The 21642-nt window shown below is 59.3% G+C and carries 18 protein-coding genes; 9 read left to right on the top strand and 9 right to left on the bottom strand.

Annotated elements, in window-relative coordinates; genetic code table 11:
- Positions 1-6 precede the first annotated feature (6 nt).
- Positions 7-1044, bottom strand: coding sequence for an AraC family transcriptional regulator (locus EDB94_RS00390; protein WP_108019546.1), 1038 nt, complete (start codon positions 1042-1044; stop codon positions 7-9).
- A 239-nt stretch (positions 1045-1283) separates the two neighbouring features.
- Here EDB94_RS00390 and EDB94_RS00385 point away from each other — a divergent pair, with 239 nt between their 5' ends.
- A complete protein-coding gene (locus tag EDB94_RS00385) occupies positions 1284-1883 on the top strand; it encodes a sigma-70 family RNA polymerase sigma factor (protein ID WP_039881993.1) in 600 nt (199 codons plus the stop codon).
- A complete protein-coding gene (locus EDB94_RS00380; RefSeq protein WP_014575874.1) occupies positions 1880-2518 on the top strand; it encodes a ChrR family anti-sigma-E factor in 639 nt (212 codons plus the stop codon). Before EDB94_RS00385 ends, EDB94_RS00380 begins: the two co-directional genes overlap by 4 nt.
- Before the next feature lie 79 nt (positions 2519-2597).
- Here the strand turns inward: EDB94_RS00380 and EDB94_RS00375 are convergent, their stop codons facing one another.
- Positions 2598-3341 (bottom strand): SDR family oxidoreductase, encoded by a 744-nt coding sequence (locus EDB94_RS00375; RefSeq protein ID WP_108019544.1) that lies wholly within the window; start codon positions 3339-3341, stop codon positions 2598-2600.
- A gap of 170 nt (positions 3342-3511) precedes the next feature.
- Here EDB94_RS00375 and EDB94_RS00370 point away from each other — a divergent pair, with 170 nt between their 5' ends.
- From EDB94_RS00370 to EDB94_RS00360, 3 genes are all read left to right on the top strand, one after another.
- Positions 3512-5287: an acyl-CoA dehydrogenase C-terminal domain-containing protein gene (locus EDB94_RS00370; protein WP_108019542.1), complete on the top strand. Its 1776-nt coding sequence runs from the start codon at positions 3512-3514 to the stop codon at positions 5285-5287.
- A gap of 272 nt (positions 5288-5559) precedes the next feature.
- Positions 5560-6351 (top strand): tRNA cyclic N6-threonylcarbamoyladenosine(37) synthase TcdA, encoded by a 792-nt coding sequence (gene tcdA / locus EDB94_RS00365; RefSeq protein WP_169702126.1) that lies wholly within the window; start codon positions 5560-5562, stop codon positions 6349-6351.
- Between the two features lie 21 nt (positions 6352-6372).
- A complete protein-coding gene (locus EDB94_RS00360) occupies positions 6373-8250 on the top strand; it encodes a sodium:proton antiporter (protein WP_053114176.1) in 1878 nt (625 codons plus the stop codon).
- Here the strand turns inward: EDB94_RS00360 and EDB94_RS00355 are convergent.
- The 4 genes from EDB94_RS00355 to EDB94_RS00340 form a co-directional block, all read right to left on the bottom strand.
- The gene (locus tag EDB94_RS00355) at positions 8236-9219 is read right to left on the bottom strand and encodes an NADP-dependent oxidoreductase (protein WP_108019540.1); all 984 of its coding nucleotides are present in this window, start codon (positions 9217-9219) and stop codon (positions 8236-8238) included. The genes EDB94_RS00360 and EDB94_RS00355 overlap by 15 nt on opposite strands.
- Before the next feature lie 81 nt (positions 9220-9300).
- On the bottom strand, positions 9301-9762 hold the full coding sequence (locus EDB94_RS00350; protein ID WP_108019538.1) for a thioesterase family protein: 462 nt from the start codon (positions 9760-9762) through the stop codon (positions 9301-9303).
- Positions 9762-10847 (bottom strand): SMP-30/gluconolactonase/LRE family protein, encoded by a 1086-nt coding sequence (locus EDB94_RS00345; RefSeq protein ID WP_108019536.1) that lies wholly within the window; start codon positions 10845-10847, stop codon positions 9762-9764. The genes EDB94_RS00350 and EDB94_RS00345 overlap by 1 nt, the downstream gene beginning before the upstream one ends.
- Before the next feature lie 101 nt (positions 10848-10948).
- Positions 10949-11746 (bottom strand): alpha/beta fold hydrolase, encoded by a 798-nt coding sequence (locus EDB94_RS00340; protein ID WP_108019534.1) that lies wholly within the window; start codon positions 11744-11746, stop codon positions 10949-10951.
- A 389-nt stretch (positions 11747-12135) separates the two neighbouring features.
- Here EDB94_RS00340 and EDB94_RS00335 point away from each other — a divergent pair, with 389 nt between their 5' ends.
- From EDB94_RS00335 to EDB94_RS00325, 3 genes are all read left to right on the top strand, one after another.
- Entirely contained in the window at positions 12136-13212 is a 1077-nt protein-coding gene (locus EDB94_RS00335; RefSeq protein WP_108019532.1) for an AraC family transcriptional regulator, read from the top strand.
- A complete protein-coding gene (gene cls / locus EDB94_RS00330; protein WP_108019530.1) occupies positions 13212-14642 on the top strand; it encodes a cardiolipin synthase in 1431 nt (476 codons plus the stop codon). The genes EDB94_RS00335 and cls overlap by 1 nt, the downstream gene beginning before the upstream one ends.
- Before the next feature lie 83 nt (positions 14643-14725).
- On the top strand, positions 14726-15403 hold the full coding sequence (locus tag EDB94_RS00325; protein ID WP_008173234.1) for a GntR family transcriptional regulator: 678 nt from the start codon (positions 14726-14728) through the stop codon (positions 15401-15403).
- Positions 15404-15409: 6 nt separating this feature from the next.
- On the opposite strand, the gene EDB94_RS00320 is transcribed toward EDB94_RS00325, so the two are convergent.
- Both EDB94_RS00320 and EDB94_RS00315 read right to left on the bottom strand, forming a co-directional pair.
- Positions 15410-17626, bottom strand: coding sequence for a patatin-like phospholipase family protein (locus EDB94_RS00320; RefSeq protein WP_053114170.1), 2217 nt, complete (start codon positions 17624-17626; stop codon positions 15410-15412).
- Positions 17627-17633: 7 nt separating this feature from the next.
- Positions 17634-18239: a hypothetical protein gene (locus EDB94_RS00315; protein ID WP_108019528.1), complete on the bottom strand. Its 606-nt coding sequence runs from the start codon at positions 18237-18239 to the stop codon at positions 17634-17636.
- 218 nt (positions 18240-18457) lie between these two features.
- On the opposite strand from EDB94_RS00315, the gene EDB94_RS00310 reads away from it, so the two are divergent.
- Entirely contained in the window at positions 18458-18823 is a 366-nt protein-coding gene (locus EDB94_RS00310) for a hypothetical protein (protein WP_108019526.1), read from the top strand.
- Between the two features lie 12 nt (positions 18824-18835).
- On the opposite strand, the gene EDB94_RS00305 is transcribed toward EDB94_RS00310, so the two are convergent.
- Complete coding sequence (locus tag EDB94_RS00305; RefSeq protein ID WP_108019524.1) at positions 18836-21637, bottom strand: ATP-binding protein; 2802 nt, start codon at positions 21635-21637, stop codon at positions 18836-18838.
- Positions 21638-21642 lie beyond the last annotated feature (5 nt).

Here is a 21642-nt window from a genome sequence, read left to right as displayed (position 1 = left end):
TTCTCGTCAGAGTTTCTGATGCTCCCGACGCCAGGCACTGGGAGAAACGCCTTCCCACTTGCGGAAGGCACGGCCAAAGTTGGAGGGGTCACTGTAGCCCAGAGCGTCGGCTATCTCATCAATGCTCAGCTCATCGCGGCGCAGCAGTTCAAGGGCTCGGCGGTGGCGAATGGAATCCTGCAGTTGCTGGAATCGCACCCCTTCGGATGCCAACTGCCTGCGCAGCGTCCTGGTGGACATTTTCAGGTGTTCCGCCACATCCTCCAGGGCCGGTAACCGCTGGCTTCGCCCCGTCTCGAGCAGGCGCACCACCCGGTCCGAAACCGATGTGGAACCCTCGATGAATCGCATTTCCTCCTGACACTGGGCCTCGGCAATCCGACGGGTCACCGGATTCGACAGTGACATGGGGGAGTTGAGAAAAACCCGTTTGAACCGTAGCTGGTTCACGCCACTGCCAAACGCAATCTGGCTTCCAAACAGCTGTCTATAGGCCGAGAGATCGTCAGGCTCAGGAAAATCCAGCAGGCATCGCCCGCCATCCAGTAGCCGATGGCCGAAAAGCAGGAGATTCACATCCATCAGTGACGCCATCACCACATCAACATTGAACCGGTAAAGGTCCTCAATGCTGTGCGCCAGGTCCAGCTGGATCACGGCCTCATGTTCCTCCACGAAGAACGAAAGGCTCATGTAGACAAAGCGGATCTGGAAATATTTGATCAGTACCGTAAGCGCCTGCTCAAGGGTATCGCAACTAATGGCTGCCTGGGCCAGCGAGCCGTGGGTCGTAAACTTTAGCCGCTTTCCAAACTCAAGCCCGAGGGCTGGATCACCACTCTGGACAAGCGTTTCGCGACACAGGGCACTGAACTGCTCGACAGTAATGAAATTGTCCGGATGACCAAGCATGGATGGGCGAATACCGGAAGCCGACAATAGCCGGGACCGCTGCAGGCCACGGTCCTCCGCCAACTGGCAGAGGATATCCGCGTAGTGCGCCCGGATAACGGGCAGGTTTCCGGTAAAGCCGGGAGCATTCATGGAGGTGTTTGTCGTCCGGAGTCGATTTATTGCTCAGACTAGACCGCTCTGCCGATTCCGGCAATCACCTGCGAGACGATCAAAAACCGTCGCTGGTGCCAGCTTTCTGTGTTTTTTTCCACACAGGCTGATCCACCTGATTCACCGATCCGTAAACCTAGACACTGACAAACCCGGGACGAGTGCATAGAATGATGACCAGAACAAGCTCAAATCATGCGACTGTCAAGGAGCGTCCGGTGACCACACTGGATCAAAAGCCAGCAAGTTCCGAGGGCCGCAAGGACCAATGGAGCCAAATGCTGCAGAAAGTGGGCAAGAACCAGGACCGCGAAGCATACCACGCGCTGTTCGAGCATTTTGGCCCACAAATCAAGTACTACGCCATGGCGAACGGTCTGGCGAGTCATGCGGAAGAGCTCGTGCAGGAAGTATTCGTGTCGATCTGGAGACGCTCATGCCTCTACGACTGGCGCAAGGCGGCGGCATCAACCTGGATTTTCACCATTGCCCGGAACCAGCGAATCGATATGCTGAGAAAGATGCAGCGTACCAGTGCTGAAATGCCAGTAGAGACAGAAGACCTTTGGCAGATTCCGGGTGAAAACGAAAACGAGCCGGTCACTTCTTTACACCGTCTCATGTCCGAACGGCGAATCAGGGAATCACTGAGTCATCTGCCGGAAGAACAGATTACGGTCATTGCCAAGGTGTACATGGAAAACAAGTCGCACCAGATGGTTGCGGACGAGTTGGACATTCCTCTTGGCACCGTGAAAAGCCGGGTTCGCCTGGCATTGAATAAACTGAAAGTGATTTTGCAGGACCAGAACGTATGACACGGCACCATCCCGACAGCCTGAGCCTGATGGAGTACAGCGCAGGTAACCTTAGCGAGCCCCATGCCCTGTGCATCAAGCTCCACCTGGACAAGTGTTCCCACTGCCGTAGCCGTGTGGACACGCTTGATAGCCTTGGGGCTGTGATGATGGAGCAGCAGCCAAAGGTGACTGTCTCTGAAAGCATGTTCGACAGCATTCTTTCAAAGATCGATAGCGAGCCGGCAGCTGAGCCTGCGGCAGCGGCTGTCCCGAGGGTCAGCGCCCTGCAGAAACTACTGGGTGAAGATCTCAACAGCTTGCCGTGGAAGCGCCAGCTGGGTGATGTGAGCGTCCTGGACATTACCGACCGGTTCCCCGGTCAGAAAGAACAGGTTGTACTCCAGAAGCTCGCTGCCGGCGGCAAAGCGCCTGCCCACACGCATCGCGGCGAGGAAACGACCATCGTCCTTCAGGGTGCGTTTGCAGACCAGAAAGGGGTGTTTAACCAGTGGGATTTCGTTGTCCTGAACGATGAGGACGAACACAAGCCCGTAGCGGTTGGTTGCGAGGACTGCATAACACTCTCCGTGTTGAGTGCTCCGGTGAAGCTCACGGGTACCTTTACCCGGATGCTCAATCCCTTTATTCGGTAACCTTCCACCGAATGACGGACACGAAAAAGGGGCGATGGAAATCGCCCCTTTTTCGTAGCCGACACCAGGGTTGCCCGAACTACCAGGGCAGCTCTGTACCATCCCAGCTCAGAAACTTTCCGTTATCGTCCTCCCCCAGTCCATCGAGCACCTCCAGAAGGTTGGTAGCCGTCTCCTCTGGAGTATGCACGTTAAGCTTGGCGAGAGATTGGCTGAACGGTTCGCTCAACGCCGATTCGGTCGTGCCAGGATGCAGGGATACGCAGGCTAGCGGCTTGCACCGGCGCGGCAACTCAATGGACAGGTTGCGAACGAGCATATTCAGCGCCGCTTTTGAACTACGATAGGCATACCAGCCGCCAAACCCGTTGTCGGTTATCGAGCCAACCTTGGCGGAAATAGCCACCACCCGTTTGAATGCCCGATGTCGCAGCCATGGCAATAGCGCCTGGGTCAGCAATCCGAAACCGGTTGCGTTGACAGCAAACGCACGCGCCATACTCTGCGGATCGAGGTCTTCAAGGCGCTTCTCCGGGAACATATCCGGCCCGTGAAGCAGCCCCGCGGCATAAATAAAGCTATCAATCCCTTCCTCCCTTTTTAGCAGCGATTCCAGTGCCTCGGCAATCGCACCGGGCGCGGCACTGCTTTCGGCATCCCAGGGCAGCAAAGTGATGCGCTGATGGCTGCGCAAAGCGTCCGGCCCATTCTCCGGATCACGGCACAACCCGATCACCCTGGTTTGGGAATCACGCTCAAGCAACCGGCTTGCCAAAGCGCCACCGATTGCGCCGGAAACCCCGGCTATCACCACTTGTTTCATTTGATACCTCCTTGGTTCAGGAGGACATACGAAAATTCTATCGTCCAGACTGCCAAAACGGTGAACCAGCGCATTAAAACGGGCGTATGAAACCAGTGTTCAAATTATCTTCGGGTCGCTGCCGAATGCTGCAGCGCTCCCGTTAAAACGGCGCACCTAGGAGAGTATCCATGCAATACCAGGCTCCGGCGAATGACCTTCGCTTTCTGTTGTTTGATGTATTGGGCGCAGACCGGCTGCATGAGCTGGAAAAATACGCCGATGCCACCCCGGATCTGATTTCCGCGGTCATCGATGAGGCTGGCAAACTGGCTGCTGAGGTTATCCAGCCCACCAACCAGGCCGGCGACCGCGAGGGCTGCACCTACGATCCTGAAACCCACTCTGTGACAACACCCGAGTGTTTCAAGGACGCCTACAAGAAGTTTGTCGAGGGCGGCTGGACCGCGCTGGACGCACCCCTTGAATACGGCGGCCAGGGCTTGCCACACACCCTGAAGTTTGTGGTGGATGAAATGGTCTGCTCCACCAACCTGTCTCTGGGCATGTACCCCGGCCTGACTCACGGCGCCATTAGCGCCCTGCACGCCCACGGCTCCGACGAACTGAAAAAGACCTACCTGGAAAAGCTGATTTCCGGTGAGTGGACCGGCACCATGTGCCTGACCGAGCCCCAGTGCGGCACCGACCTGGGCCTGATTCGCACCCGCGCAACACCGAACGACGACGGCAGCTACGCCCTCGAAGGCACCAAGATCTGGATTACCGGTGGCGAGCACGATCTGGTGGACAACATCGTGCATCTGGTTCTGGCCAAGCTGCCCGGCGCGCCGGATACCACCAAGGGCATTTCCCTGTTTGTGGTACCCAAGTTCCTGCCGGAATCCGGGGAGCGAAACCCGGCCTTCTGTGGCGGCCTTGAGCACAAAATGGGCATCAAGGGTTCAGCAACCTGCGTCATGAACTTCGAGGGCGCCAAAGGCTGGCTTGTCGGCGAGCCGAACGATGGTATGCGTGCCATGTTCACCATGATGAACGAGGCGCGCCTGATGGTTGGCATGCAGGGCCTGGGCCTGGCCGAAATGGCCTACCAGGAAAGCCTCGGCTTTGCCCGTGAGCGCCTGCAGAGCCGTTCACTGAGCGGCCCAAAGAACCCCGATGGTCCCGCTGACCCGATCATCGTGCATCCGGATGTACGTCGAATGCTGATGCGCCAGAAAGTTCTGAACGAGGGTATGCGTGCTCTGGCCCTGTTTGCTGGCCACCAACTGGACCTCTCTGTCGCCCATCCAGACGAGACCGTCCGGGAATCCGCGGACGATCTGGTTCAACTGCTTACCCCGGTGGTGAAGTCGTTCCTGACAGACGAAGGCTTCAACAACGCCAACACCGGGCTGCAGGTACTGGGTGGCTCGGGCTTCACCACCGACTGGCCGCTGGAGCAGCTGGTTCGTGACGGCCGGATCGCCAGGATCTACGAGGGCACCAACGGCATTCAGGCCATGGACCTCGTGGGCCGCAAGCTGAGTCTGAAAGGCGGTCAGTTGGTGCGCACCCTCTTTGGCACCCTGAGCGGATATCTGAAGGACAATCCGGAAGCGCCGCACCGTGAAGAGCTGAAAAACGCCATGAAGGCGCTTGAGACAGCCACCATGTGGCTGGCCAGCAACGCACCGAAAGATCCGGAGCAGGCGGGCGCCGCCGCGACACCGTATCTGCGCCTGATGGCGCTGACGGTCATCGGTTACCTCTGGTCCAGGATGGCAAACGTTGCCAACGAACAGCTTGCCGGCGGCGAAGGCAACAAGCCCCTGCTCGAGAGCAAGGTTGTCTCTGCCCGCTTCTACTTTGAAAAGCTGCTTCCGGAAGTCGACTGGCTGCTGGGTGACATTCAGAGTGGCAAGGACAGCCTGATGGCGTTCTCGGACGACCACTGGGCCGCGTGATCCGCTATCCGGCCAGTGCTCCCAAGGCCTGGCCGGAAATGACCGATCAATGACAGCTTGTGACCTTCAGGTGAATGCACTGGCCATTGATAATGATCACGTTGATTAGTGTCTCTGAACTAGTCCCGCCCAGCTCCCCGTCGGAGTGGGCACTTTGAAAGCCACGCCCTGCGTGGCTTTTTTTATGGTCCTTTTTTGTCTATGCGGTCACTGGGTTACAATTGCGATCTTTGATTCTGTCCGGTCTGCGACCGGACCTGCACGGGGACACCATGAACGCCGACGATTACGCTTTCCGCTTTGGTGGCATCGAACGACTCTACGGGCGCCGGGCCCTGGAAGCCTTTCGTCACGCCAATATTGCCGTGGTCGGTCTTGGCGGGGTCGGGTCCTGGGCCGCTGAAGCCCTGGCCCGAAGTGGCGTTGGTACCATCACCCTGATCGACATGGACGATGTCTGTGTGTCCAACACCAACCGCCAGCTCCACGCCCTGGAAGGCCAGTACGGCCGTACCAAAACCGACGCCATGGCAGACCGGTTGCGGGCGATCAACCCGGAAGCCGACATTCGGGTGCATTTCGGCTTCCTGACCACGAAGAACGTCAGCGAGCTGATCACCGAAGACATGACCGGGGTGATCGACGCCATCGACAGCGTCAAAGCCAAGGCCGCCCTGATTGCCCACTGCCAGCGCCGGAAAATTCCTCTGGTCTGTGCCGGCGGCGCAGGCGGACAGATCGACCCCACTCAGATCCAGGTGGCAGACCTCAGCAAAACAACCCAGGACCCACTGCTGGCCAAGGTTCGAAACCTTCTGCGGCGGGAATATGGCTTTTCCCGAAATCCAAAGCGGCGCTTTGGCATTGAGGCCGTATACTCCCTCGAGCAGCTGACGTATCCTGCCGGAGACGGGGAAGTGTGCCTGCAGAAACCGGCCACCGACGGTCCGGTGCGCCTGGATTGCGCCTCCGGCTTTGGCGCCGCCAGCCCGGTGACCGCCAGCTTCGGTTTATTTGCGGCTTCCCGACTCCTGAACCGGATTGCCCGGCGCGCCAACCAATAGATCAACGGAACTGAAACCATTATGCCAGTCAGCACTGTCCTGCTTCTTGCCAGCATTGGCGTTTTATCATTGTTTTGCCAGTGGCTTGCCTGGCGCGTGCGTATGCCCGCCATCCTTTTCCTGCTGGCGGGTGGCATTGCCGCCGGGCCTGTTCTGGGTTTTCTGGCACCGGAAGTGGTGTTCGGCGATCTGCTGTTTCCGGTTATTTCCCTGGCCGTTGCCATCATCCTGTTTGAGGGCAGCCTGACCCTGCGCTACGAGGAGATACGGGGCCATGGCAAAATGGTCCGCAACCTCATTCCGGTCGGTTCTATCGTCACCTGCATCATCGGCACCCTGGCTGCCCGCTGGCTTCTGGATGTCTCCTGGGCGGTCGCCCTGCTGTTTGGCGCCATCTCGATTGTCACCGGCCCGACGGTTATCGCGCCGCTGCTGCGCTCCGTGCGACCCGATTCGAAACTGGCCAACATACTGCGCTGGGAAGGCATCATCATTGACCCCGTTGGCGCTCTGCTAGCGGTTCTGGTATTCGAGGGGATTGTCTCCTGGGGCCAGGGCAACGTGTTTGGCCACTCGTTGTATATCTTTGGAAAAACCCTGGCTGTGGGTTTTGTGATCGGCGCCGTTGCCGGGTATCTCAACGGCATCGTATTGCGCAAGCACTGGATTCCGCAGTACCTGCATAACGCCGGCACACTCACCTTCATGCTCGGCGTCTATGCCATTTCGAACGAACTGGCCCATGAGTCTGGCCTGCTGACCGTGACCATCATGGGCATCTGGATGGCCAACATGAAGCAAGTGCCTATAGAGAGCATCCTCGAGTTCAAGGAATCCCTGAGCGTTCTGCTGATATCCGCCCTGTTCATTATTCTGGCGGCGCGAGTTGAGTTTGCGGCGATTGCCGAATTGGGTTGGGGCCTGGTGGCTGTGCTGGCCCTGCTGATGCTGGTAGCCCGCCCCCTGAGTATTTTCCTGTCGGCCATCGGCACCAACCTGAACTTGCGGGAAAAGCTATTTCTGAGTTGGATCGCCCCCCGGGGCATCGTCGCGGCCGCGGTGTCAGCGCTGTTCGCTTTCCAGCTGCAGAAGCTGGGTTATGAGAGTGCCGGCGCCCTGGTACCCCTGGTGTTTATGCTGATTATCGCCACCGTTACTCTGCAGAGCCTCACCGCACGGCCGGTTGCCCGCCTGTTGAAGGTCGCGGAACCAGCGGAATACGGCTTCCTGATCCTGGGCGCCAATCCGGTGGCCCGTATGATTGGCATGGCCCTGAAAAAGTATGAGGTGCCCGTGACCCTGGCGGACACCAACTGGGAAAACGTCCGTCAGGCCCGCATGGAGAACCTGCAGGTGTACTTCGGCAACCCGGTTTCCGAGCATGCATCGACCCATCTGGACCTGACAGGCATCGGCAAGCTGCTGGTGATCTCCCCGTACAAGCACATGAACTCACTGGCCACCTACCACTTCCTGGACTGGTTTGGAAACAAGTGCGTGTTCAGCCTGGCCGAAGGTGATCAGGACCAGAAGGCCCGGCATCAGACGGCTGAAAAAATACAGATGACCCGGGGCCTGTTCGATGGTGTCAGCTACGCCAAACTGGCCAGTCTGGTGAGCCAGGGCTACACCGTAAAGACCACCCAGTTGAGCGAGGAATTCGGTTACGAGGAGTTCCTGAACAAATACCAGAACCAGGCCCTGGTGCTGTTCACGTTCGACAGCAAGGAACACGTCGCCCCGGTTTGCAGCATGAAAGACCTGAAACCGGAAAACGACTGGATCCTGATCAGCCTGGTGCCGCCCCAGGCTCGCAAGGAGCGCAAGGAGAAAGAGGGAGGAGAACCATCGGCCAGCCAGGATCAACCGGCCGATCAGGAACCCTCATCGACAATCTAGCACCAGCTTGCCGCGCACGTGCCCGCCTTCCAGCAGTTCGTGGGCCTGCGCGACATCGTCCAGCGCGAACGCTTTTTCGATGTGCACCTTGACGTCTCCGTCCTCAATCAGCTCGGCAATCTCATCCAGGTGAAATACGTCGGGACGCACAGTCATGCCATGGGCGCGTAAACCCATTTCCTCGGCAGCACTGATAATTTCGTCGGCGGTAACCGTCGGGATGGTCACGAGGACTCCATTTTCGCCGAGGGTGTGCAGGGAGCGTTTGCCGGTATCACCGCCAACAAGGTCCAGTACCACGTCCAGACCATAGCACTCTTCGGCGATATCCGTGTTGCGGTAGTCAATCACCTCGTGGACCCCGAGTTCCGCCAGGAAATCCCGGTTACTGGCCGAGGCCGTTGCAATCACATGGGCACCGCGCTCCAATGCAAACTGCACCGCAAAATGGCCCACGCCACCGGCGCCGGCGTGGATCAGGATTTTCTGCCCCGACTCCAGTTTCGCCATCTCGAACAGAGCCTGCCATGCGGTCAGTGCCGCCAGGGGCAAGGCACCTGCAGACACCAGGTCCAGTTCTTCCGGCACGATGGCCAGTTCATCGGCCGCGGCCAGGGCATACTGCGCATAACCGCCACCGCCGGCCGGGAATCCGACCATGCCCATGACCCGGTCACCGGGCGCCAGGGTGGTCACGTTGGCACCCACTCCGACAACCTCTCCGGCGACATCGTAACCGGGCGTCCACGGCAACGAATTCTCGATCTGCCGCGCCGCGAAACCAAGCCCCTTCCGGGTTTTCCAGTCGATCGGATTGAGCCCGGCACCGTGCACCCTGACGAGCACCTGATCGTCTCCGGGGACTGGCACATCGGCCGAGACCACTTGCAGGACGTCACGCTCACCAAAGCGATCGTAGATCACATGGCGCATCGTGGCTTCAGCGTTCTGATCGGCAGTATTTTCCATGAAGATCTCCGGACAACAGGTTAAACGGGATTGGCTTTGAACAAGATTAGCTGAAGTAAAGCACAAAAGACCTCGGGTGACCTACAGCCCTTTGCCTCCGGCTACCACAGCGGAACCGAGAATCTCAGCGAACTCTTTGGGCGCACGGGCAGGCCGCTGGCTTTTCAGATCAACACAGGCGTGAGTGGAAACAGCCCTGACCAGCGTCTTGCCATCCGAGGGACGAACGAGCTGGAACTGCCGTGCAGACCGGAACCGACCATCATAATCGGTGAGCCAGGTCCCCAGAACCAGTTGATCGCCGGCGTTCGCCGAGGCCAGGTAATCGATTTCTGTGCGGGTAATGGCCATCGCCTTGCCGGTTTTCTCGTGCAGCTCCCAGGTCATACCCAGGCTTTCTATATGGGCCCAGCTGACGTCTTCCAGCCACCGTACGTAAACAACGTTGTTGGCGTGCCCAAGCCGATCGGTATCATCGGGCCGCACCGCTATCTCGATCGTGAAAGGCGCCGGCAGATCCCAGTCAATATCGTGTTGCTGCATCAGTTGCTGTCCCCCAGCCCCGGAATGGCCTGCAACGGTAGCCGACCAATACGATCATTGTGAAGTGAACCAAAGTACAGGTTGCCATCGTGAGGATTCACCGAGGTGATTTCCTGCAAATGGGTCCCGCGAGTGTCGTGGAGACTGGTAATAACCTCACCGTCCCGGTCGAACGCGATCACAAGACCATATTCTTGTGGCGCAGGTTTCAGGCTGCTCGGGAGTTTAGCCACCAGATCCTTGAGCCAGGGCCGGGGGTGCATGGCGTCCATCCTCGAATCTCTAAGGGTAGGAAACGCCACCCAGTAGCGCCCCTGATCATCCACCGCGAGGTTATCGGGAAAACCGGGCAGATTGTCGGCAAAGACTTCCGCCTGGCCGGCTTTGGGCCCGTGAATCCAGTATCGAAGGATGCGGTATTTCCAGGTTTCGTTAACCAGCACGTAGTCGCCCTCCGGAGATACCGCAACACCATTGGCAAAATGCAGGTTGGCCAGGAGAACCTCGGCCTTGCCGGTTTTTGGAGAGTAGCGGAGCAGGCGGCCATGGGGACGCATTTCCAGAAGATCCAGCATGTATTCCGGCTGGTGGAACTTGGAGCTGGCGTCGGTGAAATAAATGCGCCCGTCATCGGCAATGTCGACATCATCGGTGAAGCGGAACAGCGTTCCCTCCGCCTCGCGGGCCAGTACGGTGATCTCGCCCTCAGGACTGACAGACAGCAGCCCCCGCCAGGAATCTGCAACGATGAGATTGCCCTGGCTGTCAAACACCATGCCCAGGGGCCGACCATCGGTGGACAACCAGTTTTCAACCCGGCCATCCGGGAACACCCGCACGATGAAGCCATCCTGGGTGCCGGTATAAAGCACACCATCCTCGCTCACGGCTGTGTCCTCGGGGCCGTATACCTGCCCCCGGGCGATCAGGTCCGCAAGCCTCAGGCGCTCATTTGGCGCAACCTCACCGGTCAGCGGAGGTGGCGATGGCGGGTTCCAGGCTTTGCTGTCGACGGGCGACGGAGTCAGCAGGAAACTGCCAAGCAGCAGGAAGACAACCAGCAAACCCACCATCAGCCATTTCATACACTCTGCCCGCCTGTTGTTATGTCCATTCCGTATGTCAGCGATTGGCCCACCTTAGCAGACGGGCCGGTGAGCAGGAAAATGCCCTACGCAGGGCACCATCATTCATCGGCGCTGAGGAAACGGCGGCACAGGGCAGCAAAGGAGTCGGCTTTCTCAGCGTGCAGCCAGTGGCCGGTCCCCTGGATAATACGCAGCTGTGCCTGCGGGAACAGTCGCTGGATATCATCCCGGTGTTTTTCCTGGATGTAGGCCGAATCCGCGCCCTTCAGAAACAGCACAGGACCATCAAACGGGCCATCACCCTCCGGCGCCCTGGCCAGATGTTCATAGCAGGCATCGATAACCGGCAGGTTGAGCCGCCACCGGAACATTGGCCCGCCCTCCTGCTGGTCTTCGCGGGGAATCCGTTCCAGGTTTTTCAGCAGGAACTGGCGAACACCCGGCTCTTCGACAAAATCTGCCATCAGCCTGTCTGCGTCCTGACGGGAACGCACACCGGTCAGATCCATGCTGGTCAACCCTTCCAGAATAGCATCGTGCCGGGGTTTGTAGTTTACCGGGGCAATGTCGGCCACGATCAGTTTTTCCACACGCTCCGGCGCCTGGAGGGCAACCTGCATCGCCACCTTGCCACCCATGGAATGACCCAGCAGGCTCACCTTGTCCAGGGCCTGGGCGTCCATGTAGGCAATGACGTCGGCGGCCATGGCCGGATAGTCCATGGTATCCGCGTGGGGCGAACTCCCGTGGTTGCGCTCGTCCAGTGCGTGAATCTGCCACTGGTCTTCCAGGCGGCGGGCGATACCCCCCAGGTTGTCCAGGGAGCCGAACAGCCCGTGCAGCAGTATCAGGGGCGGGCCTTCGCCGGTAATACGGTGGTTCAGCGCAACAGTCATGGGCAGTCAGTCTCCGGATTGGTCTGCGTTCTCAGACCGGATACATTACCACTGCCAGTCTTGCGAGCAAGTGCCGGTATTAGCGGTCATTTTCCGTGGACGAAAAAAAGCCGGGCAAAGCCCGGCTTGAAGGTCATAGACGTGACGTCTGAAGGATCAGCAGTAGAAGATGCTGTTCAGATACTCGGCAAGCTCAATCACGTTTTTACGCTCAAGCTCGGTATGAGGTACGAAGATTTCCTGTTCCATAAAACACCTCCTGATTGCTTTTCCATTGCTTCAACCTGATACCCTGATGCTATCGTTAAAGCCACGGGTAACCCTTGACAGGCGGTTGCACCCACTTGACATTTTGTATCAGTCATCATGACAGGTCGTTAACTATCAACGTGACATCTGCCCAATCAGACTCCACCAGCGCACCCCTGGTCGCTGCCTCCAGCACGCTGGCGCTGGTTCACTATCTGGAACGCCAGGGTGTTCTCAATGCGCCACGGGTGGAACAGCTGACCGGGCTGGCCATGTCGGAGCTCACCGACCCGGACCGGCGCGTGCCCGCCGATGCCCATTACCGGCTGTGGGAACACGCCGAGCTGGTAACGGGCGATCCGGCTGTCGGGCTGCACGCCGGAAAAGTGGTGGATCCCGAGCGGATGGGACTGGTCGGGCATGTGTTTTTCAACTGTGACACCCTGGGTGAAGCCGTTACCCAATACGTGCGACTGCATCGGCTGATCAACGAGTCGGTATTCCTGAGCTTCGAACAGACCGCCGACCAGGCCATTCTCTGCTGGCAACCGGACATGGCCGAACATTACTGCCGGCAGGATATGGACCGGACCCTGGCTGCGGCCATCACCCGCACCCGCCACTTCATTCATCCGGGCATCCGCGCGGAATGGGTGGAGATCGCCCATCAGGCGCCGGTGTACGCCGACGAGTACGAAAAGCTGCTCGGTGGTCCGGTGCGGTTTGACTGCGGTATCACCCGGCTGGCGTTCAACAGCCGGCATCTGGGGCACCCGATACCACGCCGCAATCCCTACGTGTATTCGGCAGTACTGAAGCAGGTCAATACGCTGCTGGCGAGGCTTCAGAGCCGCCGCTCGTTCGGCCGCAGGATTCGCCGACTGATCTCGAAGCAGATGGCGACCGAAAGAATCGATGCTGACAGCCTTGCCCGGCAATGCCATATGAGCCGCCAGACGCTCTACCGCAAGCTCAAGAAGGAAGGCCTGAGCTTCCATGGCCTGGTTGAGCAGGTTCGCCAGGACAAGGCGCTCAGGTATGTTGCGGCCGACCAGTACGCTCTGGGTGAGATTGCTTTTCTGCTGGGTTTTTCAGAACTCAGCGCCTTCAGCCGGGCGTTCAAGCGCTGGACCGGCACCTCACCGGCAGAATACCGGGCAAGGCATCTGGCCACATCGGGGCCCTACGGCCACCGGGCAGATGAGGGAGCGCAATGATGGACGAACTGTCTCTCGTTGCACTGGTGGTCGGGGCCGTTTACCTGGGCGCATTTGCCTGTATTTACCGTATTCTTCTGACCTATCGGACGACACAGGGCGCCATTGCCTGGGTCATTGCCCTGATCGGCCTGCCCTACCTGGCCGTGCCCATGTTCGTGCTGTTCGGGCGGCATCGGTTTGGCGGCTACGTGAAAGCCCGACGGCTTGGCGACGAATCCCTGACCAATCTGCTGAACCGGTTCGAGCAGCAAACAACCTCCATACCCATCCCCGCCAGCGAACGGTTCACCGACGAACTTCAGGTGCTCTGCCGACTGGGCCGGCAGCCGTTCACCGATGGCAACCGATGTACCCTGCTCAGGGACGGTGAGGCCACGTTCGAGGCCCTGTTCGAAGCCATGGAAGACGCCGAGCACTATATCCTGCTGGAATTCTACATCGTGCGGTCAGACCGGGTGGGCCGCCGGATCAAGTCAATTCTCGAGCGCAAACTGGCTCAGGGTGTGGAAGTCTGGTTTCTGTATGACGACATTGGCAGCGTCTGGCTGCCGCGCAAGTACCTGAACCAGCTCGCCGCCGCCGGCGCCCGCGTGGCCTCGTTCGGTAACGGCAACATCCGCCGGAGGCGGTTCCAGATCAATTTCCGGAACCACCGGAAACTGCTGGTCTGCGACGGCAAGATCGGCTTTGTGGGTGGCATCAACCTGGGGGACGAATACCTGGGCACTGCCATGGACCAGGAACCCTGGCGCGATACCCACTGCCGGATCGAGGGTCCGGCCGTCACCGGCCTGCAGCTGGCATGGCTGGAAGACTGGAACTGGGCCAGCAACGATTTTCCCAGCCTCGACTGGGCGCCGGTCAACAACCAGCCCGGCGACGACGAGGTGCTGATGCTGCCAACAGGACCCGCGGACAGCTGGGAAACCTGTACGCTGTTTTTCCTCAATTGCATCAATAATGCCCGCACCCGGCTCTGGATCGCCTCGCCCTATTTTGTTCCGGATTTCCAGATCATGAACGCCCTTCAGTTGGCGGCGCTCCGGGGCGTGGACGTACGAATCCTGATTCCGGAGAAATCGGACAGCCGCCTGATTGGCCTGGCGGCTTACTCTTACCTCGTCCAGGCCTGCAAGACCGGCATCGGCATCTATCGCTACCAGCCTGGCTTCATGCATCAGAAAGTGATCCTGGTGGATGATCGATACGCGGCGGTGGGAACCGCCAACATGGACAACCGCTCGATGCGACTAAATTTCGAGATCACCGCCATAACCACCGCAAGGCATTTCATCCGGAGTGTGGAATCCATGCTGGAACACGATCTGGACAATTCCCGCCTGATGATCGAGAGCGACTACAAGGATCGGTCGATCCTGTTCCGCCTGTGTTGCCGGGCCGTCCGCCTGCTGGCGCCACTGCTATAGGCCATCCGTCCACTGGCTCCGGAATGGCCGATGTGCGACTATGCCAGGACGATTCAGCCAGTATGCAGTAGCGACAGATCACCATGAATGCCTTCAAGCCCAGAGAAACACTGACCGAACAGGTCGCACGCCACATCGAAAACCTGATTGCCTTTGGCCAGCTGCGCTCCGGTGAACGGATCTACGAGGGCGCCATGGCGAAACAGATGGACGTCAGTCATGGATCCATACGAGAGGGCTTGCTGCTGCTGGAGAAGCGGCATCTGGTCCGCAACGTACCCCGCAAAGGCGCGTTCGTGACCCCGCTGGATGAATACTTCGTGCGCAGCCTGTACGAGACCCTGGAGCTCTACCTCACCCACACCGGTCGCAAGCTGGTGCGTCACTGGCAGCCCGAGGATATGGCCCGGCTGGAGAGCCTGTATGAGCAGATGCAGGCCTGCTACAGGAAAAACGATCTGATGGCGTTTCTGGAGCTGGGTATTGAGTACACCAAGGCATCGCTGGCCTATGCCGACAACTACTTCATTGTCTCTGCCATTGATGACCTCTGGCCTTCGGCAAAGCGCTGTGCCTTCGTCGCCTTCCAGGAAGGAGGCAATCGTGTCATTGAGGACAACCTGTCCCACATGGAACAGTCAATCAGTGCCATCAAGGATCGGGATGAGGATCGCCTGGCAGACATCCTGCACCGCTATGCCCTGCAACAATGCCAGCAAGTTCTCACTGCCATTGAAAAGACCGGCAGCAGAACGGCCTGACGGCACTCAGTAAAAGAGCTGGGTGAACGAGAAACCAATGTTCAGGTAGGCCGTCCAGTTGTCTTCGTTGTTGTACGCCGCGGCCACCTGAACGGGGCCGAGGAAGGTATCCACGCCGGCGAATACGCTGGACGATTTCACCGAACTGTCCCAGCTCGCCTCATCCAGAGAGGGCCAGGCATTACCCGCCTCGAATCCGGCGCCAACAAACCAGGGCAGCAGCGGGCCGCCAAAGGTCTGGCTGGCATAGGCTGAAACCATTAACGCGTTGTCGCCGGTGATCTCACCCGGCGCGTATGCCGATAGCCGGCGGAATCCACCCAGGCGAACGGCATTTTCAATTCCGGGGGTGCCCCGGGTTACCGCATGGCCGAAGACCAGTCCGGTCAGGGTCAGGCCTTTCCAGCTTCCGGTTCCCAGCGCCAAGCCGGTTACCGAATCGAACTCCCGGTCGGATCCCAGGCCCTCCCGTTCAAAACGTCCACGAAGGCCGGCAAAGCCACCGTCGCGGGGATAGAAAGTATCGTCCAGAGAGTCGTGTACCAGTTGCACGGCCAGCCCACCCTGGTGCACAGACCCCTCCGGCGCTACCGGTTGCCCGATCTGCTCGTCAACCGTGGCATAGCCCCGCGCATAGATCAGGCGAACTTCGGCATTGCCGCCGATTTCCATGCCCAGTGCCAGATCCGCTTTCCGGAAGGTCACATCCACCTCCGTAACGCGGGTTCCGGCGGCATCAAACAGGCTGAAGGTATCCCGGGAGTACTCGCCACCGAGCACCAGAAACCGCTCATAGCCGTAATCCAGCGGCTGATACCACTGGCTGCGAACCCAGGGCTCGGTGCCCAGCTGAACACCGGTCTGCCACTCCCCACCCAGGGCATTGAGCTCGGTCATTCGAAGGGAAGAGGCAAGATTGAACCGGGTTTCCCCGTCAAAGTTATCCTCATAACTCAAACCGAAAGACAGGTAGTTCGGCCCCCAGCTCTTCTCCTGAACGCGGATGGTCAGAACGGTTCCCTCGGGCAAAGACGAGGTCGAATAAGACACAATCTCGTAATAGCCAAGCCCGTAGATCCGTTTGAGGTCGGCTTCCAGGCGGGCGGTGTCCAGTGGCTCTCCGATTCTCTGCCTGATTCGTTCCTTGAGGAAGTCCCGGGCCAACCGACGACTGTCTTCGATCTCGATGCGTGACACGATACGCGCACCCGCGTCCTGCGCTGACACGCTGTCGCGCCAATCGGCCCAGGCCTTGCGGGATAATGCCAACGGACGCAGTTCGACGCCGTGTTCCCGGGCCGAGCTGGCGCCCAGCTCAAACAGAACCGGCGCATCGTAAAAATCAGCGGAGGTGTAGCCTTCAAGGTCGGGACGGATCAGAACATCGTCTTCGGCGAGCAGATCCAGCTGCTGGTCGGTGTTCCGACGGGTCATGATGGTTGTGAGTTGACCGACAACGGAAAACGCGCCCCGCAGCTCGTCGGTTTCCATCAGACTGTCGGTAATATCCACTGCGATGATGATGTCGGCGCCCAAATCCCTGGCAACGCTGATGGGCAGGTTGTTGGCGACGCCCCCATCCACCAGCAACTGGCCATCACGTTCCACCGGCGCGTATACCCCGGGAATACTCATGCTGGCACGGATGGCCTCGGACAGGTTACCGTCACCGATGACCACCTGCTCACCGGTCTCGAGATCGGTGGCAACCGCCCGGAAGGGAATGGGGAGCCGGTCGAAGTCTTCAACCAGGGCGGCGTTGTGGGTCAGCTCGTTGAGGATAAAACCTAGATTCTGCCCGGCAATCAGCCCGCCGCCGACACGCAGGCCATCGGCGCGAACACCGATGCCCGGGACCACCGGAAACCGCCAGTCATCCTGCTTGCGCCGAACCGGCTTGTAGACCCGGCCGGGATCGTCGCGAAAGCTGGAAAGCCAGTCCATCTCGATAAAGCGCTGCTCGATGTCACTGACCGGCATACCACTGGCATACAGGGCACCGACTGCGGAACCCGCGCTGGTGCCCACCACCAGATCAACAGGAACCCGCATTTCCTCCAGAACCCGCAGCACGCCAACATGGGCCATACCCTTGGCGCCGCCGCCACTCAGAACCAGCCCTACCTTGGGACGCTCCTCAGCCGAAGCCAGTGGTGCCAGGAGAATCATGATGACGGCGATCAGTCGAGGGGCATTCCGGCCCCAGGGGTTGCACTGGCTCACAATTGGGTTATTTCCGCTCGGAGGAGTCGTCGTCCGCCAGTGACAGGTGGGATACGTCAGGTATCATCGGCGGCGGCAGGTCACGCTCGACACCCAGATCACTGCCAGCCGGAGCCAGGCTCCACTCGTCCAGATGCTGGAACATTGGTGGCTCCACTTCGGTCTTCTCTGTCAGGTTGACCCCGACCGGATCCAGACTCAGACCGGAGCCGGAAAGTATCGTATCCACCTTCTCGCCCGCCACCGGCAAACGATCGCCAGGCTCGGTTGCAGGAACCCCACGGCGCTGCTCATCCGCCGGCGGCGCAGAGGGTGTCGGCTGCGGACGGGCCTGACTTGCGGGAGCCGACGGGGCTGGCTGTGGTGCCGCACTGGCAGCAGGCCGGGCGTCAGCCATCGGCTGGACATAAGCTACCATGCCGTGCTTTTTCAATACCGCCCGGTATTTTTCAGCCTGAACCTCTTCCAGCTTGTTGCGAATAACCACCGGCTGACCACTGAACATGCGATCAACCTGATCAAGAGAAGCCTTGAACAGGGTTCTGGCATTGTTGCGCGCCGTTTCCAGATCCGTTCCGGGAACGCATTCCCCTTTAAAGACAAGCTGAAACATGCGTTTTCCTCTCTGAGTCCGTCTTACCCACATCATAGTTGATCGTGCATCGGACCGGGAGCCCGAAAGCCCGGTCGTCACTGTATCGGGACTGCAAACAATTGAAAAATTAATGTCACATATCACGCAAAATGCGACAGACTCTGCAATAATCAACGGTAACCAAACTTTACACTTGGTTACAGATTAACCGGAATGTCACCAGGGAGTGGCCTCCAATGACGATCACACGCTCACTTCGCCTCGCTGCCACAGCCCTTTTGCTGTCGGCACAGCTTGTTCATGCCGAAAATCTTGATGTACTCATGAGCCAGGTGTTTCCGGAAGCCCAGGCGACCTATATCGGGTACGAGAGCGTTGAACGGCAGGATATCCCCGCCAGCGCGGCGGTCGAGCGCAAATACCTGATTGTGGATTTCCGCCTGGCTTCTAACGACATGGCATCTGAACAGCTTCAGGCCAGCGTGCACAAGGTCTGCATGACTCTGCTGAAAGACCGCGACCTGATCCGCCAACTCTCGGATTCCGGTTACGACATGGTCTCGGTCGCTTTCGACCGTCGCTCTCAGTTCGATTGTCTGTAACCCACCCGGCTCTTACTCTTCGCGGCCGAGCAGCTTCGGGAAGGCCTCAAGAGCACTGTTGACCGCGTCCAGGTTGAATGCCTCGACATCCGCAAGCAGCTTCTCCCCGTAACGGGTAACGGAGCGTGACCGGAATCGCTGGCCCCAGGCCAGCACCCGGCGTGCAAAGTCTTTCATCTGCTCCGGATCGCCACTCTCTCTCACAGCTTCCCACTCGTCACCAAAGTCCGCCGCGAGCTGTTCCCTGAGCCAGCCCCGCTCCTGCATGCTGAGAGTCTGGGCCAGCAGCCGGTCGGATTCCTTGGGAACGCCCTCGTCTTCCGCCTGTTCCACCGTCGCCTCAACCCGGGGCAAGGTCACCGTAAAGACCGATCCGGAACCTTGCTCACTCTCAACTTCCAGCTCACCGCCCATCATGCGGGCCAGCTTCCGGCTGATGGCCAACCCGAGACCGGTTCCACCATAGCGCCGCGTATTCTGCCCCTCCTGCTGCTCAAAGGCATCGAAAATACGCTCCACCTGATCCGGCGGGATACCGATACCGCTATCGCTGACCGTGACGATCAGCTTGTAATACTGGCGTTCCGACGCTTCCGGGTTCTGTTCCGCTTCTGCCGACCGCTTCTTGAGCGGCTTCGCGGTTGCCCGAACTGTTACACCACCGTCGTGGGTGAACTTGATGGCGTTGCCGACCAGATTGAACAGAACCTGCCGAAGCCGGGTTTCATCCAGCATCATGGCGCCGGGCATTCGCGAGTCGACACTCACTTCCAGGGTTATGCCCTGCTCCCGGGCCCGCAGATCGAAAATGTGGCGAACATCATCCAGGAGACGACGGACCGATACGGCGGAATAGTCCAAACGCATTTTTCCCGCCTCGATTCGGGACAGGTCCAGAATGTCGTTGATCAGCATCAGCAGACTTCGACTTCCCGCCCGGATGGCGTCCAGGTAATTGCGCTGCTGCGGGTCGGTAACACTGTTGCTGAGCAGATCGCTGTAGCCGATCACTGCGTTCATCGGCGTTCGTATTTCGTGGGACATATTGGCCAGGAACTCACTCTTGGCCAGGCTGGCGGCCTCCGCCTCCCGGGCCAACCTCTCGGCTTCGAGCTTGGCGGCCCGCAACTCGTCTTCGCTCCTGCGCAGGGCATTCTCCGAACGGATACGCTCATCCACCTCCCGCGACAACTTGCGGTTCCAGTACAGAAAGATCAGCACCACCAAGATGGCGATCAGCACCACCCGCCGCACCACGGTGTAATCGGTCTCCTGCTCGATATCCAGGTGAATCCACCTGTTGTAGATGGACTCTGTCTCGCTGGCTTCGAGGCTGCCCAGCGCCTTGTTCAGCACCCGGTGCAGCTCAGGGTTGTCCTTGCGTACGGCCAGTCGCAGATCGTACTGGTAGGGAGTGATGCTCGTAATTCTTAGGTTCGACAGCCCCAGCCTGGCCACCGTGTAACTGACCGCCGGAATATGGGTAACCATGACATCCAGGTCGCCGTTGGATAGCGCCAGAAGCCCCTCCTCCACCGTATCCATCGGGTAAAGATCCAGGTTCGGATGATTGATCAACAGGTAATCGTGGGCCGCATGCCGGTTCACCACACCCACCCGTTCCGTGCGGAGTTCCCGGAGATCGCCGATAAAGCGACCGTCGTCCCGGATGGCAAGGGCGATGGGCACGGTCAGATAGGCCCGGGTAAACAGAAAGGCCTCTTCGGTGCGCGGCGTCCGGGACAACCCGGGAAGAATATCCACCTCGCCCGAACGCAGCTTTTCCTCAGCATCCATGCGGCTTCCAGCGACAGTGCGCGTAAACCGCACGTTCAGCTCGGTTTCCAGCCGGGTCAGCAAATCCGGAACCAGGCCGGTGGGCCGGCCGTCCTGGGTGTATTCAAACGGCGGCCAGTCCGCGCGAAACGCGACTTTCAGATCCGGATGCTGCTTGAGCCACTCCATATCCGATCCGGACAATTCCAGGCCACTTCGTTCGAGGGACGGCTGATCGGCCTGAAGCCACGACTGGCGGATGGTGCGGTGTTCGTTATGGCCGATTGCGGCAATGGCCTTGTTCAGCACCTGGTAAAGCAGGTCCCGATCGGTATCCACCCGTAACACCACATCTACCGGGCTGTTATCGAGCAGTACCGACAGACCAATACCATTCACCATCGCTGACTGGAGGTAATCGGACACCACGGGCACCGGCGCCAGAAACGCATCGGCCTGCCCCGAGAGAATCTGGCCGACGGCTTCGCTGACGTTGCTGACCGGCACCGGCGTAAACTCCTCGACGGGGTCCAGCATGGGATACTGGTTGGGGTCACCGGCAATAACCGCAATCCGGCTGCCCTCAAGATCGGCAAGGGTGCGGATGGCCGCATCGCCGGCGCTGACGAACACGCCATAGGTAAGAGACATCAGGGGATCGGTGAAACGCTTGCCGGGCACCACCGGCATCCCCGGCATTCTGGTGGTCAGAACCGCATCGGTTGCCAGCTCACTCCTGACCGGGCCGCTATCCTGCCCGGTTTCAAGGACGATGGGCTCCATGGCGACGCCCAGTTTGTCGGAGAGCCGGGCAAGGTAGTCAATGTAGGTGCCTGCAAGCACGCCATTGCCGGTATCGAAAACCAGCGGCACCTGATCGCTGCGAAGACCGATACGAAACCGGTCCTGCCCCTCCAGCCAGGTCAGTTCCTCTTTGCCTAGCACGGGGGCCGGCGATGCTTGCGGCGGTTCCGCCCGCAGGGGGGATTGAAACAGCGCCAACAGGCAGCATAGTAGAAAGGCAAGGGTAACCTTCACTGGAT

Origin of the sequence: Marinobacter sp. 3-2 (genome assembly GCF_003751355.1) — a bacterium.
Taxonomy (GTDB): domain Bacteria; phylum Pseudomonadota; class Gammaproteobacteria; order Pseudomonadales; family Oleiphilaceae; genus Marinobacter; species Marinobacter adhaerens.
The sequence above is the reverse complement of the archived record's forward strand: the minus strand, read 5'-3'. Positions and strand labels throughout refer to the sequence as shown.

Coding starts and splice junctions, on each gene's coding strand:
- EDB94_RS00390 (WP_108019546.1), bottom strand. CDS start 1,044: ATGAATGCTCCCGGCTTTACCGGAAACCTGCCCGTTATCCGGGCGCAC.
- EDB94_RS00380 (WP_014575874.1), top strand. CDS start 1,880: ATGACACGGCACCATCCCGACAGCCTGAGCCTGATGGAGTACAGCGCA.
- EDB94_RS00375 (WP_108019544.1), bottom strand. CDS start 3,341: ATGAAACAAGTGGTGATAGCCGGGGTTTCCGGCGCAATCGGTGGCGCT.
- EDB94_RS00370 (WP_108019542.1), top strand. CDS start 3,512: ATGCAATACCAGGCTCCGGCGAATGACCTTCGCTTTCTGTTGTTTGAT.
- tcdA (WP_169702126.1), top strand. CDS start 5,560: ATGAACGCCGACGATTACGCTTTCCGCTTTGGTGGCATCGAACGACTC.
- EDB94_RS00360 (WP_053114176.1), top strand. CDS start 6,373: ATGCCAGTCAGCACTGTCCTGCTTCTTGCCAGCATTGGCGTTTTATCA.
- EDB94_RS00355 (WP_108019540.1), bottom strand. CDS start 9,219: ATGGAAAATACTGCCGATCAGAACGCTGAAGCCACGATGCGCCATGTG.
- EDB94_RS00350 (WP_108019538.1), bottom strand. CDS start 9,762: ATGCAGCAACACGATATTGACTGGGATCTGCCGGCGCCTTTCACGATC.
- EDB94_RS00345 (WP_108019536.1), bottom strand. CDS start 10,847: ATGAAATGGCTGATGGTGGGTTTGCTGGTTGTCTTCCTGCTGCTTGGC.
- EDB94_RS00340 (WP_108019534.1), bottom strand. CDS start 11,746: ATGACTGTTGCGCTGAACCACCGTATTACCGGCGAAGGCCCGCCCCTG.
- cls (WP_108019530.1), top strand. CDS start 13,212: ATGGACGAACTGTCTCTCGTTGCACTGGTGGTCGGGGCCGTTTACCTG.
- EDB94_RS00325 (WP_008173234.1), top strand. CDS start 14,726: ATGAATGCCTTCAAGCCCAGAGAAACACTGACCGAACAGGTCGCACGC.
- EDB94_RS00315 (WP_108019528.1), bottom strand. CDS start 18,239: ATGTTTCAGCTTGTCTTTAAAGGGGAATGCGTTCCCGGAACGGATCTG.
- EDB94_RS00310 (WP_108019526.1), top strand. CDS start 18,458: ATGACGATCACACGCTCACTTCGCCTCGCTGCCACAGCCCTTTTGCTG.